The sequence below is a fragment of the Streptococcus pseudopneumoniae genome (genome assembly GCF_001072315.1).
Lineage (GTDB): Bacteria > Bacillota > Bacilli > Lactobacillales > Streptococcaceae > Streptococcus > Streptococcus pseudopneumoniae_R.
Map to the genome: position 1 here is coordinate 47567 of NZ_JVLI01000205.1, position 14424 is coordinate 61990.

General features: G+C 42.3%; 16 protein-coding genes and 1 pseudogene. 15 read left to right on the forward strand and 2 right to left on the reverse strand.

The features are described 5' to 3' along the window. The first annotated feature begins 22 nt into the window (after nt 1–22). The 4 genes from argH to mnmG all read left to right on the forward strand — a co-directional run bounded on the left by argH (nt 23) and on the right by mnmG (nt 5213). A complete protein-coding gene (gene argH / locus ADH54_RS10570) occupies nt 23–1417 on the forward strand; it encodes an argininosuccinate lyase (RefSeq protein WP_049525107.1) in 1395 nt (464 codons plus the stop codon). Between the two features lie 155 nt (nt 1418–1572). Continuing rightward, nucleotides 1573–2694 carry a tRNA 2-thiouridine(34) synthase MnmA gene (gene mnmA / locus ADH54_RS10575; RefSeq protein ID WP_049525108.1) on the forward strand — a complete coding sequence of 374 codons (1122 nt, stop codon included), beginning with the start codon at nt 1573–1575 and terminating at the stop codon, nt 2692–2694. A 140-nt stretch (nt 2695–2834) separates the two neighbouring features. Further along, nucleotides 2835–3290 (forward strand): NUDIX hydrolase, encoded by a 456-nt coding sequence (locus ADH54_RS10580; RefSeq protein ID WP_049525109.1) that lies wholly within the window; start codon nt 2835–2837, stop codon nt 3288–3290. A 9-nt stretch (nt 3291–3299) separates the two neighbouring features. After that, the gene (gene mnmG, locus ADH54_RS10585) at nt 3300–5213 is read left to right on the forward strand and encodes a tRNA uridine-5-carboxymethylaminomethyl(34) synthesis enzyme MnmG (protein ID WP_049525110.1); all 1914 of its coding nucleotides are present in this window, start codon (nt 3300–3302) and stop codon (nt 5211–5213) included. 37 nt (nt 5214–5250) lie between these two features. Here mnmG and rnjA read toward each other — a convergent pair whose 3' ends face one another. Beyond that, the gene (rnjA, locus tag ADH54_RS10590) at nt 5251–6930 is read right to left on the reverse strand and encodes a ribonuclease J1 (protein ID WP_000331983.1); all 1680 of its coding nucleotides are present in this window, start codon (nt 6928–6930) and stop codon (nt 5251–5253) included. 1 nt (nt 6931) lies between these two features. Continuing rightward, nucleotides 6932–7165 (reverse strand): DNA-dependent RNA polymerase subunit epsilon, encoded by a 234-nt coding sequence (locus ADH54_RS10595; RefSeq protein WP_000639572.1) that lies wholly within the window; start codon nt 7163–7165, stop codon nt 6932–6934. A 279-nt stretch (nt 7166–7444) separates the two neighbouring features. On the opposite strand from ADH54_RS10595, the gene ADH54_RS10600 reads away from it, so the two are divergent. The 11 genes and pseudogenes from ADH54_RS10600 to ADH54_RS10655 all read left to right on the forward strand — a co-directional run bounded on the left by ADH54_RS10600 (nt 7445) and on the right by ADH54_RS10655 (nt 14312). Further along, entirely contained in the window at nt 7445–7660 is a 216-nt protein-coding gene (locus tag ADH54_RS10600) for a hypothetical protein (RefSeq protein WP_000282475.1), read from the forward strand. 105 nt (nt 7661–7765) lie between these two features. After that, nucleotides 7766–8449 (forward strand): tRNA (adenosine(37)-N6)-threonylcarbamoyltransferase complex dimerization subunit type 1 TsaB, encoded by a 684-nt coding sequence (gene tsaB / locus ADH54_RS10605; RefSeq protein ID WP_049525111.1) that lies wholly within the window; start codon nt 7766–7768, stop codon nt 8447–8449. Continuing rightward, nucleotides 8446–8883 carry a ribosomal protein S18-alanine N-acetyltransferase gene (rimI, locus tag ADH54_RS10610; RefSeq protein ID WP_049525112.1) on the forward strand — a complete coding sequence of 146 codons (438 nt, stop codon included), beginning with the start codon at nt 8446–8448 and terminating at the stop codon, nt 8881–8883. Before tsaB ends, rimI begins: the two co-directional genes overlap by 4 nt. Beyond that, entirely contained in the window at nt 8873–9883 is a 1011-nt protein-coding gene (tsaD, locus tag ADH54_RS10615) for a tRNA (adenosine(37)-N6)-threonylcarbamoyltransferase complex transferase subunit TsaD (RefSeq protein ID WP_049525113.1), read from the forward strand. Before rimI ends, tsaD begins: the two co-directional genes overlap by 11 nt. A gap of 103 nt (nt 9884–9986) precedes the next feature. Further along, a complete protein-coding gene (locus tag ADH54_RS10620) occupies nt 9987–10850 on the forward strand; it encodes an XRE/MutR family transcriptional regulator (protein ID WP_049525114.1) in 864 nt (287 codons plus the stop codon). A 115-nt stretch (nt 10851–10965) separates the two neighbouring features. Beyond that, a complete protein-coding gene (locus ADH54_RS10625) occupies nt 10966–11634 on the forward strand; it encodes a CPBP family intramembrane glutamic endopeptidase (RefSeq protein WP_049525115.1) in 669 nt (222 codons plus the stop codon). 148 nt (nt 11635–11782) lie between these two features. Beyond that, a pseudogene (locus ADH54_RS10630) lies at nt 11783–12826 on the forward strand (MFS transporter); the annotation flags it as partial. A 241-nt stretch (nt 12827–13067) separates the two neighbouring features. After that, a complete protein-coding gene (locus ADH54_RS10640) occupies nt 13068–13313 on the forward strand; it encodes a hypothetical protein (RefSeq protein WP_001813542.1) in 246 nt (81 codons plus the stop codon). Then, nucleotides 13310–13645 (forward strand): hypothetical protein, encoded by a 336-nt coding sequence (locus ADH54_RS10645; protein ID WP_000806926.1) that lies wholly within the window; start codon nt 13310–13312, stop codon nt 13643–13645. The genes ADH54_RS10640 and ADH54_RS10645 overlap by 4 nt, the downstream gene beginning before the upstream one ends. Nucleotides 13646–13657: 12 nt before the next feature. Then, nucleotides 13658–14026: a hypothetical protein gene (locus tag ADH54_RS10650; RefSeq protein ID WP_049525118.1), complete on the forward strand. Its 369-nt coding sequence runs from the start codon at nt 13658–13660 to the stop codon at nt 14024–14026. Next, on the forward strand, nt 14013–14312 hold the full coding sequence (locus tag ADH54_RS10655; RefSeq protein WP_001072467.1) for a DUF5960 family protein: 300 nt from the start codon (nt 14013–14015) through the stop codon (nt 14310–14312). The genes ADH54_RS10650 and ADH54_RS10655 overlap by 14 nt, the downstream gene beginning before the upstream one ends. Nucleotides 14313–14424 lie beyond the last annotated feature (112 nt).

The following is a 14424-nucleotide window of genomic DNA, read 5'->3' on the forward strand; positions in this document are numbered from 1 at the left end:
TGGATAGAGAGGTGGATGTGATATGGCTAAGAATACAAAATTATGGGGTGGTCGCTTTGAAGGTACTGTCGAAGACTGGGTAGAGCGCTTTGGTGCGAGTATATCTTTTGACCAGAAATTAGCTAAATTTGATGTGATTGGTTCTTTAGCCCACGTTCAGATGTTGGGTCAGACGGGCATTTTGAGTTTGAATGAGTCAGAAAAGATCCAAGCAGGCTTGAAAGAGCTTTTAGAAGAGCTAGAGGCAGGCCAACTTGACTTTGATATTGCAAACGAAGATATTCATATGAATATGGAAGTGTTGCTGACAGAAAAAATCGGTCCCCTTGCAGGGAAGTTACATACAGCTCGTTCTCGAAATGACCAAGTTGCGACAGATATGCACTTGTATCTCAAGGAGCAACTAGGTCATGTCCTAGATAAGCTGACTCATCTCAAGGGTGTTTTATTAGACTTGGCGGAAAATCATGTGGAGACGATCATGCCGGGCTATACCCATCTGCAACATGCCCAGCCTATTAGTTTTGCCCACCACCTGATGGCTTACTACAATATGTTTCAAAGAGACAGTGAACGTTTTGAATTTAACCAGCAGCATACAGACCTATGCCCTCTAGGTGCGGCAGCTTTGGCAGGAACGACTTTCCCCATTGATCGCCAATTATCTAGCGATTTGCTGGAGTTTAAGCAACCTTATACAAATTCTTTGGATGCTGTTAGTGACCGCGATTTTATCTTAGAATTTCTATCCAATGCCAGCATACTCATGATGCATATGAGCCGTTTTTGCGAAGAAATGATCAATTGGTGTAGTTTTGAGTACCAATTCATTACCTTGTCAGATACGTTTACAACAGGTTCCTCTATTATGCCCCAAAAGAAAAATCCAGATATGGCTGAGTTGATTCGAGGAAAGACTGGTAGAGTTTATGGGAATCTGTTTGGACTGTTGACAGTCATGAAGTCCTTGCCTTTAGCTTATAATAAGGATTTGCAAGAGGATAAGGAAGGGATGTTTGATACGGTTGAAACGATTTTAAATTCCCTCGATGTATTGGCAGGTATGTTATCCAGCTTGCAGGTGAACAAGGAAAAAATGCAAGAATCTACCGAGAAGGACTTTTCAAATGCAACTGAGTTAGCAGATTATTTGGCAGGGAAAGGTTTGCCATTTAGAGAAGCTCATGAGGTTGTAGGAAGATTAGTGCTAGACTCTATCAAGTCTGCTAAAAATATTCAAGATTGGACTTTGGAGGAATTGCAAACCTATCATTCCCTCATTGTCGAGGATATTTATGTCTACTTGCAACCTAAAACTGCTGTTCAAAGAAGAAATTCCTTGGGAGGTACAGGATTTGACCAAGTGAAATACCAGATAGAACAAGCTAAGAAAGAGAATGAAGCTAAAAAGTGCTAGATTGATAGGTTCAGAATAAGAGGTTGGTCGATTGACAGCCTCTTTCTTGTCTTCTCCAACCAAGCATGTTATAATGAATACTGCTCAAGCGACCTTCAATCGTGAAGCACACACGACCTTCAATCGTGAATAAACGAATAGATGGGAGACTTACCATGAGTGAGAACTCTAAAACACGTGTTGTCGTGGGGATGAGTGGTGGTGTTGATTCGTCGGTGACGGCTCTTTTGCTCAAGGAGCAGGGCTACGATGTGATCGGTATCTTCATGAAGAACTGGGATGACACAGATGAAAATGGCGTCTGTACGGCGACCGAAGATTATAAGGATGTGGCTGCGGTGGCAGACCAGATTGGTATTCCTTACTACTCTGTCAATTTTGAAAAAGAGTACTGGGACCGCGTTTTCGAGTATTTCCTAGCGGAATACCGTGCAGGACGCACGCCAAATCCAGATGTTATGTGCAACAAGGAAATCAAGTTCAAGGCTTTTTTGGACTATGCCATGACCTTGGGTGCAGACTATGTAGCGACTGGGCATTATGCCCGAGTGGCGCGTGATGAGGATGGCATAGTTCACATGCTTCGTGGCGTGGACAATGGCAAGGATCAGACTTATTTCCTCAGCCAACTTTCGCAAGAACAACTTCAAAAAACCATGTTCCCACTAGGACATTTGGAAAAGCCTGAAGTTCGAAAACTAGCAGAAGAAGCAGGTCTTTCGACTGCTAAGAAGAAAGACTCGACAGGGATTTGCTTTATCGGAGAAAAGAACTTTAAAAACTTTCTCAGCAACTACCTGCCAGCTCAGCCTGGTCGCATGATGACTGTGGATGGTCGCGATATGGGCGAGCATGCAGGTCTTATGTACTATACGATTGGTCAGCGTGGCGGGCTTGGTATCGGTGGGCAACACGGTGGTGACAATGCCCCTTGGTTCGTTGTCGGAAAAGATCTAAGCAAGAATATTCTCTATGTAGGACAAGGATTCTACCATGATTCGCTCATGTCAACTAGTCTAGAAGCCAGTCAAGTCCACTTTACGCGTGAAATGCCAGAAGAGTTTACGCTAGAATGTACGGCTAAATTCCGTTACCGTCAGCCTGATTCTAAGGTGACAGTACATGTCAAAGGAGAAAAGGCAGAGGTCATCTTTGCGGAACCTCAGCGTGCCATCACACCAGGACAGGCAGTTGTCTTTTACGATGGCGAAGAGTGTCTAGGTGGTGGCTTGATTGACAATGCTTATCGAGATGGACAAGTTTGTCAATACATTTAGATTGACAAATTTTCTCAATTTGCTACAATAATAAAAGCAATAGAAATGATGGTCAAAGCTCATGGATGTTGCAGGCTTTTTTGTCCTGCACTTCTTTGGAGTTTTGACTGTTTTTGTGTCGTTTAAGGGAAAGGACAAGAATGATTCAACAAGACTTTCGGACAAAAGTAGGAAATACAGTTTTTGGTGTTCGGGCGACAGCCTTGATTGTCCAAAATCACAAGCTTCTAGTCACCAAAGACAAGGGCAAGTATTACACTATTGGCGGTGCCATTCAAGTCAATGAAAGCACGGAAGACGCGATAGTCCGCGAAGTGAGGGAAGAACTGGGTGTCAAAGCTCAAGCTGGGCAACTAGCTTTCGTGGTTGAAAATCGTTTTGAACAGGACGGTATTTCCTATCACAACGTTGAGTTTCATTATCTGGTGGACTTGCTTGAAGATGCCCCATTGACCATGCAGGAAGATGAGAAAAGGCAGCCCTGTGAATGGATTGACATAGACAAGCTTGAGTGTATCAATCTAGTTCCAGCCTTTTTAAAAACAGCCCTACCAGATTGGGACGGCCAACTAAGACACATTCATCTTGAGAAATAGGAGAGAAATATGATTTATAACTTTACTGAAGAATACGATATTATTGTAATTGGTGCGGGACACGCTGGGGTTGAGGCTTCCCTGGCTGCCAGCCGTATGGGTTGTAAGGTTTTGCTTGCGACTATCAACATTGAAATGCTGGCTTTCATGCCTTGTAACCCCTCTATCGGTGGTTCTGCCAAGGGGATTGTCGTGCGTGAAGTCGATGCCCTCGGTGGCGAGATGGCCAAGACCATTGACAAGACTTACATCCAGATGAAGATGCTTAACACAGGGAAGGGGCCAGCTGTCCGTGCCCTTCGTGCGCAGGCTGATAAGGAACTTTACTCTAAGGAAATGCGCAAGACGGTTGAAAATCAAGAAAATCTGACCCTTCGTCAGACCATGATTGATGAGATTTTGGTGGAAGATGGTAAGGTTGTCGGTGTTCGTACAGCGACCCATCAAGAGTATTCTGCTAAGGCTGTTATCGTGACCACAGGGACCGCCCTCCGTGGGGAAATTATTATTGGAGACCTCAAGTACTCATCAGGTCCTAACCACAGCCTAGCTTCTATTAACCTTGCTGATAATCTCAAGGAATTGGGCCTCGAAATGGGTCGTTTCAAGACAGGAACCCCCCCACGTGTCAAGGCTTCTTCTATCAATTACGATGTGACCGAGATTCAGCCAGGAGACGAAGCGCCTAATCATTTCTCCTACACTTCACGTGATGAGGATTATGTCAAGGATCAGGTGCCATGCTGGTTGACCTATACCAATGGTACCAGTCATGAAATTATCCAAAATAACCTCCACCGTGCGCCTATGTTTACAGGTGTGGTCAAGGGAGTGGGGCCTCGTTACTGTCCGTCAATTGAGGACAAGATTGTGCGCTTTGCGGACAAGGAACGTCACCAACTCTTCCTTGAGCCAGAAGGGCGCAATACTGAGGAAGTCTATGTTCAAGGACTTTCAACCAGTCTGCCTGAGGATGTACAGCGTGAGCTGGTTCATTCTATCAAAGGGTTGGAAAATGCAGAGATGATGCGAACAGGTTATGCCATTGAGTATGACATGGTCTTGCCTCACCAGTTGCGTGCGACTCTGGAAACCAAGAAAATCTCAGGGCTTTTCACTGCTGGTCAAACAAATGGAACATCAGGTTACGAAGAAGCAGCAGGTCAAGGGATTATCGCGGGTATCAATGCGGCTCTGAAAATCCAAGATAAGCCTGAATTGATTTTGAAGCGGAGTGATGGTTATATCGGGGTGATGATTGATGACTTGGTGACCAAGGGAACCATTGAACCCTACCGTCTCTTGACCAGTCGAGCTGAATACCGCCTCATCCTCCGTCATGACAATGCTGATATGCGTTTGACCGAGATGGGACGCGAGATTGGGCTTGTGGACGATGAACGTTGGTCTCGATTTGAAATCAAGAAAAATCAATTTGACAATGAGATGAAGCGCCTAGATAGTATCAAGCTTAAGCCAGTCAAGGAAACCAATGCTAAGGTTGAGGAGATGGGCTTCAAGCCGTTGACAGATGCGGTGACAGCTAAAGAATTTCTTCGCCGTCCAGAAGTTTCTTACCAAGATGTGGTAGCTTTTATAGGACCAGCTGCAGAGGACTTGGATGATAAGATTATCGAATTGATTGAAACAGAAATCAAATACGAAGGCTATATTTCCAAAGCCATGGATCAGGTTGCCAAGATGAAACGTATGGAAGAAAAACGCATTCCAGCCAATATCGATTGGGATGACATTGATTCTATTGCAACCGAAGCTCGTCAGAAGTTCAAACTCATCAATCCAGAAACCATCGGCCAAGCCAGCCGTATTTCGGGAGTAAACCCAGCAGATATTTCTATTTTGATGGTGTATTTGGAAGGTAAAAATCGTAGTATTTCTAAAAATCAAGAAAAGAAAGCATAGAGAAAAACAGCTCCGAAGACGGGGCTGTTTTCTTGCTTTATTCTTCATCTGGTGTGAGGATCATCGGGATAATGATTGGTTCACGTTCTGTATTTTCATAGAGGAAGGGGCGAATAGCGTTGACAATGGCACCATTGACAGATTGCACGCTAGCGTCCTTATTTTTCAGTGCGATACGAATTGCATTGAAGAGGATGCGCTGGCTTTGGCGAATCAAGTCGCCAGACTCTCTCATGTAGACAAAGCCTCGACTGAGGATGTCTGGACCAGACAGAATCATCTGCGATTTGAAGTCAACAGTTGCGACTGCCAGAACGACACCGTCTTCAGATAGATCACGACGATCTTTAAGGACAGCAGCACCGATTTCACCGATACGATTTCCATCAACATAGATATCTTGGGCGTTGAAATGACCTGCAATACGAGCAGAATCTGCAGTAAGGGCAAGCACATCACCATTGCTCATGATAAAGATATTGTCCTTCTCAACACCAGTATCCACTGCTAGTCCAGCGTGGACTTTTTGCATGCGGTATTCACCGTGGACAGGCATGAAGTATTTTGGCTTAATCAAGCGGAGCATGAGTTTTTGCTCTTGCTGGCCACCGTGTCCAGATGTATGGATATTGTTAACCTTACCGTGGATAACTTCGACACCAGCTTCTGAAATGATGTTAATCAGCTTGTTGACGCTAGTAGTGTTTCCAGGGATTGGACTTGAAGAGAAGATAACGGTATCACCTGGTTGGAGTTGTACCTGACGGTGAGTTCCGTTGGCGATACGAGAGAGGGCCGCCATAGGTTCACCCTGACTACCTGTACAGAGGATCAGAACCTCGCCTGCAGGGTAGTCTTTGATTTCATTTGGCTCGATAAAGGTTCCCTTAGGAGCTTTGATGTAGCCAAGATCGATTCCATTGACAATGGCCTTTTCCATAGAACGACCAAAGACAGCAATCTTACGTCCAGTCTTAACAGCAGCTTCTGTTGCTTGTTGGAGACGGAAGATATTTGAGGCAAAGGATGCAAAGATGATACGTCCTTCGATGCCTTGGATAATCTTCATGATGGACTGGCCAACGACTTTTTCAGAGTTGGTAAAGGTTGGCACTTCCGCATTTGTCGAGTCCGAGAGAAGACAGAGCACGCCTTCCTCCCCAAGGGCAGCCATACGGTGCAAGTCCGCAGGTTCTCCAACTGGAGTAAAGTCGAACTTGAAGTCACCTGTACAGACAATTTTCCCTTGAGGAGTATGAATGACAATCCCCAAAGGCTCTGGAATAGAGTGAGTCGTTCTAAAGAAAGTTGCCTTGAGATTTTTAAAGGTCAACTCAGTGTTGTGGTTGATTTCGTAAAGTTTGGCGTTGCGCAAGAGGCCGTGTTCTTCGAGTTTCCCACGGATCAAAGCCAAGGCAAGCGGTCCAGCATAGATAGGGACATTTGCTTGCTTGAGCAGGAAAGGAATCCCACCGATGTGGTCCTCGTGTCCGTGTGTAATCAAAACAGCCTTGACGCGGTCGATATTGTCTACGATGTAGGAGTAGTCAGGAATGACATAGTCGATACCCAGCAAGTCATCTTCCGGGAATTTAATCCCAGCATCGACGATAATAATCTCGTCTTGGTATTCAATCCCGTATGTATTTTTCCCGATTTCTCCCAGACCACCGATGGCAAAAACGCCGACTTCTTCAGGTTTAAGAGTATAGGCCATATTAGAACTCCGTGATTTCGAAGGCGCCAGTTTCTTTTTCGTAATCTAGCAATTTGTCAGACAAGAGTTCGATATACTCGATATTGTACTCTGGGCGATTTTCTTCGACAAGTTGGCGAGCAGCGATACGGCCCTCAAGTTCTGAGCTGGCATCGATGTCTAGGTAAAGTGCGCGTGTTGTTTCACGGCGTGGGCTACGTTCTTTTGTTTCTTGATAAAAAACTTTGTAAATCATATAGTTCCTTTCTATTTTACAGGTCAGCTTATTCCAAACTTTTAGCAGAGATTTGCTTGATTTCATTCCATTTTGTGTCTAGATTGACCTTGATTCGTTACAATTATTTCAATTATACCACAAAATGAAAAATTAGTAAAAGACGGAAACGAGAAAGTCATGGGGCGATTTATCGAGTAAACGCTTGCGAAAAAACAAAAATGTGTTATATTGATAATGGAAGTGAAATTTATCGCTTGTCATAATTCCATATAGATTTTAAGTCAAGGAGGTTGCCCTATGTATAACTTATTTGCTTTTGCTATCGGAGCTCGCTTGGTAGCTTTTATTGTTTTTGTTGCTTGCGTTTATGCGGGGAATCTTCTATTTGCAAAACTGGAACAACGACAAACCAAGTTCTTGTGGAAAATTACTTTTGTGACTCTCTACTCGCTTTTTCTCCTCCTCGTAACCTATGTCGTTTGGTTTGTATTTTACTTTGGATTAAATGCTTAGATGCCCCGCTTATGCTGGGGCATTTTTGTTTTGGGGATAAAGAAAATTCCCATGTGCCAGCTTTTGTAGTATAATAGTAAGCAGACCAAAAGATAGGAATATGTTATGAAAGTATTAGCTTTTGATACGTCCAGCAAGGCTCTTTCTCTCGCTATTTTAGAGGACAAGCAGGTTCTTGCTGAGACTACTATTAACATCAAGAAAAATCACAGTATTACCCTCATGCCTGCCATCGATTTTTTGATGGCGAGTTTGGATTGGACACCCAAGGACTTGGACCGAATCGTGGTGGCGGAAGGGCCAGGTAGCTACACAGGTTTGCGAATTGCGGTAGCAACTGCCAAGACTTTGGCTCATACTCTGAACATTGAGTTGGTTGGTATGTCTAGTCTCTTGGCTCTAGTGCCATACCAACAAGAAGGCTTGTTCGTTCCTTTGATGGATGCGCGTCGCAACAATGTCTATGCGGGATTTTATGAAAATACCAAACCTGTCATGCCAGAAGCACACCTGCCCTTTGAGCGAGTGATTGAGCTAATCAAGGGTGCTAGTCAGGTAACCTTTGTCGGAGAAATTGGCCCCTTTGTGGAGCAGATTCAAGAACACTTACCAAGGACTAATTTCAAAGAAACCTTGCCTAATGCAGCCAATCTTGCTCTTTTGGCTTGGGACAAGGAAGCAGACTCCTTGCATGATTTTGTGCCGAACTACCTCAAACGTGTTGAGGCTGAGGAAAACTGGCTCAAGAACCACACCGAGTCTGGAGAATCTTACATTAAACGCCTATGATAGAGATCAAACGAATCCAACAGCAGCCTGACTTGGCTCAAGCCATCTACGCTGTCATGGCAGCTGTTTACCCAGTCAGTCCTTGGACGCTGGAACAAATCCAAGCAGACCTGGCTCAAGATCAGACTTGGTATGCTTTGGCTTATGATGGGGCAGAAGTGATTGGCTTTCTAGCTGTTCAGGAGAATCTTTTTGAGGCAGAAGTCTTGCAAATCGCTATTAAAGGAGCCTATCAGGGTCAGGGAATTGCGTCAGCCTTGTTTGCAACACTGCCGGCAGATAAGGAGATTTTCCTCGAAGTCAGAAGGTCGAATCATCGAGCGCAAGCATTTTATAAGAAAGAAAAGATGGCAGTCATCGCTGAGCGAAAGGCCTACTACCATGACCCAGTCGAGGACGCCATCATCATGAAGAGAGAAATAGATGAAGGATAGATATATTTTAGCATTTGAGACATCCTGTGATGAGACCAGTATCGCCGTCTTGAAAAACGACGATGAGCTCTTGTCCAATGTCATTGCTAGTCAAATTGAGAGCCACAAACGTTTTGGGGGCGTAGTGCCTGAAGTAGCCAGTCGTCACCATGTCGAGGTCATTACAGCCTGCATCGAGGAGGCGTTGGCAGAAGCAGGGATTACCGAAGAGGACGTGACAGCTGTGGCGGTTACCTATGGACCAGGATTGGTCGGAGCCTTGCTAGTTGGCTTGTCAGCTGCTAAGGCCTTTGCTTGGGCACATGGACTTCTGCTGATTCCCGTTAACCACATGGCTGGTCACCTCATGGCAGCTCAGAGCGTGGAGCCTTTGGAGTTTCCCTTGCTAGCCCTCTTGGTCAGCGGTGGACACACAGAGTTGGTTTATGTTTCGGAGGCTGGTGATTACAAGATTGTTGGGGAAACGCGAGATGACGCTGTTGGTGAGGCCTATGATAAGGTTGGCCGTGTCATGGGCTTGACCTATCCTGCCGGTCGTGAGATTGATGAGCTAGCTCATCAGGGACAGGATATTTATGATTTTCCTCGTGCTATGATTAAGGAAGATAATCTGGAGTTTTCATTCTCAGGTTTGAAATCGGCTTTTATCAATCTTCACCACAATGCCGAGCAAAAGGGAGAAAGCTTGTCCACAGAAGATTTGTGTGCTTCCTTCCAAGCAGCAGTTATGGATATTCTCATGGCAAAAACCAAGAAGGCTTTGGAGAAATACCCTGTTAAAACCCTTGTCGTGGCAGGTGGTGTGGCAGCCAATAAAGGTCTCAGAGAACGCCTAGCAGCCGAAGTTACAGATGTTAAGGTCATCATCCCACCTCTGCGCCTCTGCGGAGACAATGCAGGTATGATTGCCTATGCCAGCGTCAGCGAGTGGAACAAAGAAAACTTTGCAAATTTGGACCTCAATGCCAAACCAAGTCTCGCTTTTGATACGATGGAATAAGGAGTCAGCTTAAGGCTGGCTTTTTTGCTCTCTTAAATGTCAGAATATTTTGACAAAACCATAAAAATAATGATATAATATGCAAAAGCTAGGAGGTGGTCAGATGATTGAGAGAATGGAATTGGGGGAATTTTACAAGGAATTGCGCTTGGCGAGAAAACTCAAGCAGTCAGATGTGGCCTGTGAGGGACTAACAGCTTCTCAGTTGTCCAAGTTTGAACTAGGGCAGTCTATGCTATCTGCGGACAAGCTAATCCTAGCTATCCAAGGTATAAATGTGACCTTTGATGAGTTTGGGCACAAGCTCAACAACTATCAAGAATCTCCACATATGCGAATTGGTAGAAGGGTTGTGGATCGCTTTGCTCATCAAGATATTGCTGGCTTAGAGCAACTGTTGGAGGAAGTCGAGCAAGAACAGATGGCGCAGACCTATCGTCGTTTGAATGCTATTGTAATTAAAAACGCACTCCATTCCTTAGATAAGAACTATCCATTGGTAAAAGAAGATAGCGAGTTTTTGACTATCTATCTCTATGCTATTGAGTCTTGGACCTGGTTTGAACTCTATCTTTTTTGCAACACCATGCCTTTCTTGAGCAATCAAGATTTGATATTTTTATCAACCTCCTTACTTGAAAAATCTAAAGAATTTAAAGAGTTAGTACACAATCGATTGTATATGAAGCAAGGACTCTTAAATATCTTATCAGAGCTCATGGAGCGAAAACTTTTCTCCTACATCCCAATCTTTGAAGCCGAGTTGGAGAGTATGATCCGCCCGTACGATGTTTTTGAGAAAGTATCATGGCAATTTTTAAAGAAAATGAGTATTTTTCTTCAAACCAAAGGAAGCAATCAAAAAGAGATTGAACACTTTATCCAATCTCTGCAAGTATTAGAAAATCCCCAATTAACAGCCCTTTTTGAACTACGCTTACAGCAATACAAAGACCTTATCGATTAACAAACAATCGCAAAAATGAAATTTCTATGAGAAAAAATGTCAAATATGCGATTTACTAAAATGTGGTGATTTCCGTGTTATACTATCCTTATTTTATAGTATAGGAGAAAATAGAATGAAAAAGATAATCTTACGCCGCTACTTTATTATAGCTTTTCTACTAGTTATTGCTGACCAGGAGTTCAGTGGTCTAGTTTTACGCAGCGGCCTTGTTACTGGTCTATCTGACTTTGGCTATTATCTGTCGGATATGATGTTGCATTTTCTTGTTGTTTTTATTGCTTTTTTTGCTATGGTTAAGTCAGGAAAATGGCAAGGAATTAACAGTAAGAAGTTTCGCTGGTCTTATTTGTTTTATTGTGTCTTAGCTTTTCTTTTGTTGTTCCTTTGGAATAGAGTTACCTTTTCTCTTTTTCCACCTACTCGAAATGCAATTTCTTATCAACATTACGCTCCGACTTTTACAGGGGCTACAGCATTTTTGATGTATTTTTTTTATCCTGTGATTGCAGGTCCCATTTTTGAAGACATGATTTATCGTGGATTAGTGATGACTGCTCTGGAAAAAGGAAAGAAATGGGGGCTAGATGTACTTGGTTCTGCTGTTTTATTTGGTGTCTTGCACATTAGTAATCACGGTTGGGTCTTGACAGACTTTTTCGTTTATATGGGTGGCGGTCTCATATTTGCAGCCTTGTTTAGAATGACAAAGTCAATTTATTGGCCTATTGGACTGCATATAGTCTACAATGGCATTGGTCAGATTTTGATGTTATTACACTAGGAGCTGGTTAGTAGCTAAAGACATGATGAGGTGTGCAGTGAAAAAGGCTGTGTAGGCTATCTATATGATATGGTATAGACTGGGGATACAGGGTTTATTAGGATGTTTTGGAATAAAAATTCTAACTGGAATTTAAAAAGGAGTTATAATGAAAGTATTTCTTCAAAATAGAGATTTTAGGCAATTAACCATCAACCAGTGGATTTCAACACTTGGGGATACGATTTTTTATCTGGCCTTTTTGAATTATGTGGCAGATGCGTCTTTTGCCCCTCTGGCGATTTTACTCATCACGATTTCAGAAACCCTGCCTCAAGTTCTGCAAATCTTTCTAGGAGTTTTGGCGGATTTTCAACATCATCGTGTCCTAAAATACACAGTCATTAGTTTTGCAAAATTTTTGCTTTACTCTATCGTTTCTTTATCACTTTCAGGGCAGTCCTTTTCCTTAGTACTAGTAGCCTTTATTTGTCTGATTAACCTCTTGTCTGACACATTGAGTTATTTTTCAGGCGCCATGCTCACTCCGATTTTCATTAGAATTATTGGGCAAGACCATTTGGCAGAAGCTATTGGATTTAAACAGTCAACTGTTAGTTTAGTGAAAACAATCAGTAATATTCTAGGAGGAGTCTTATTAGGTATTCTATCCATCCAGTTTATTTCCTTACTGAACGCTCTTACCTTTTTAATCGCATTTTTAGGTATCCTCTTCATAAAAAATGACCTCTTGAAAGTAGAAAAAACGATTAGCTATCAAGAAGGACTCTCTGTAAAATCCTTTTGCCAGCATCTGCTCCAATCATCGAAATTGATATGGAATATGAATAAGGTGCTCTTGGTTTTGTTTATTATTTCTATTAGTCAAGCAGTGATAAATGTTACAGTTCCTGTCTCTACTCTGTTTTTGAGGAATCAGCCCTTTTTGAATTTACAAACAGGTCAATCTCTTGCCTTGTTATCCACTCTTGAATTAGCAGCCCTTATTGTCGGAAGTCTTGTGAGTGGCTATCTGAAAAATACGATTTCTATAAAAACAGCTCTCTATGCCTCACTTGTCATCCAGTTGCTTCTTCTAGTAGGATTTGCCACAGTTCGTTTTGACTGGATTCTCATCTTTAGTGCCTTAGACGCCTTTTTCGCAGGTATTCTCTCTCCTCGATTACAGGAACTCATTTTTAAACAAATACCTGTGCTGAGAGCTTTCTTCTATACTAATAGACGAAAGGGTGTGAAAATGATTTTTAAATGATACTGTGGAACGGAACAGTAGCCCTAGTATTGACTACTGTCGTTTCTATTCATATTGGCTATTCTAGGACTGAGATGAAAAAATCTATAAATGCTCAGAATAAAATTGAACCCGCAAATCTCCCCAAAACAATGGTGAGTCCTGTACTTGTATTATTCCGAAAAAATACACCTCTGGTGCAGTGAGACAAATTGGTGTATCTTATAGTGGCTTCGTAGATGAAAGCTATACTCTACTATCACTCTTTGATGATGTAGAACAAATTGAAAAAGATAATAGACTTCAGACAGCTATTGATGTTGTCAGAGAACAGTTTGGTTTTTTAGCCATACAAAAAGGAACCGTCCTAACTGAAGGTTCCAGAAATATTGAACGCAGTAAACTTATCGGTGGTCATTCCGCGGGTGGATTGGAGGGATTAAAATGAAACAAGAAAAAAATACAGTACAATTTTCAGAAATCCGTAGCAAAGGATGTAATGATATTGAAATGCTTGAAAGATTTTTACATGGAATCGTTGAAACAGCAACTTCAAAACTTCGTCAGAGAAAACTCAAAACAACTGAAATATCGATACGACTAGTACATGCTAAATCTGAAAACCGATTACCATTGGAATTTACATTTAGCATTAAGCCAACAAGCTCATCTGTGATAATCTATACTGAGGTAATCAATCGCTTTAAAGAATGTTACACAGGTGGGGGAATTCAAGGTTTTACGATTCAATTTGATAAAAATACCCTTGCCTCTGCATAGAAAGGATTTGATATGATTGACCGTTCATATTTACCATTTCAATCAGCAAGAGAGTACCAGGATACAAAGATGCAAAAATGGATGGGCTTTTTCCTATCTGAACATGTATCAGCACTCTCTGATGATACAAACAAAGTAACGTACATGTCTGACTTATCACTAGAGAAGAAATTATTACTCCTCAGTCAAGTATACGCCGGGCAGCTACGCACACGCATTCAAGTGATTGAAAAAAACAAGCGTGTTTCCTACACTGGAACAATACCAAGTCTGACCAAAGATTTCATTTTGATAAAAACTACAACAGGTCACATCAATTTGAAATTAAAAGACATTATTAGTATTGAACTTGTCGAGGAGGTGCTCTATGAATCAGCTTGAGTTTCAGCGTAATCACCTACAAATGGACTATTATAGCGAGAGCTACCAAGATTTTGAACGTGACTTCTACCGCTACTCTAACATGAATATTCCATTGACCTTCCTAACTGATGATATCCTAAAAACAATGGCGACTTCACGTAAGAATTACTTTGTCCTCAATAAGGAAAAGTCCAGAGATAACCGCGATCACTTCTTCATATTTGAAGTAAGTACCGTAGATGAGAATCCGCTAATCTATCATTATACATATAAGAAAACTACAATATATTTAGCAGAAAAATAGGAGCAGTTCAATTGACTGTTCCTATTTTTAATATTCATAAAATCTAAAGTCTTTATACTCTTTAACAATGGAGTCGCCAACCAGAACAGACTATACTGACCAGCGACTACCT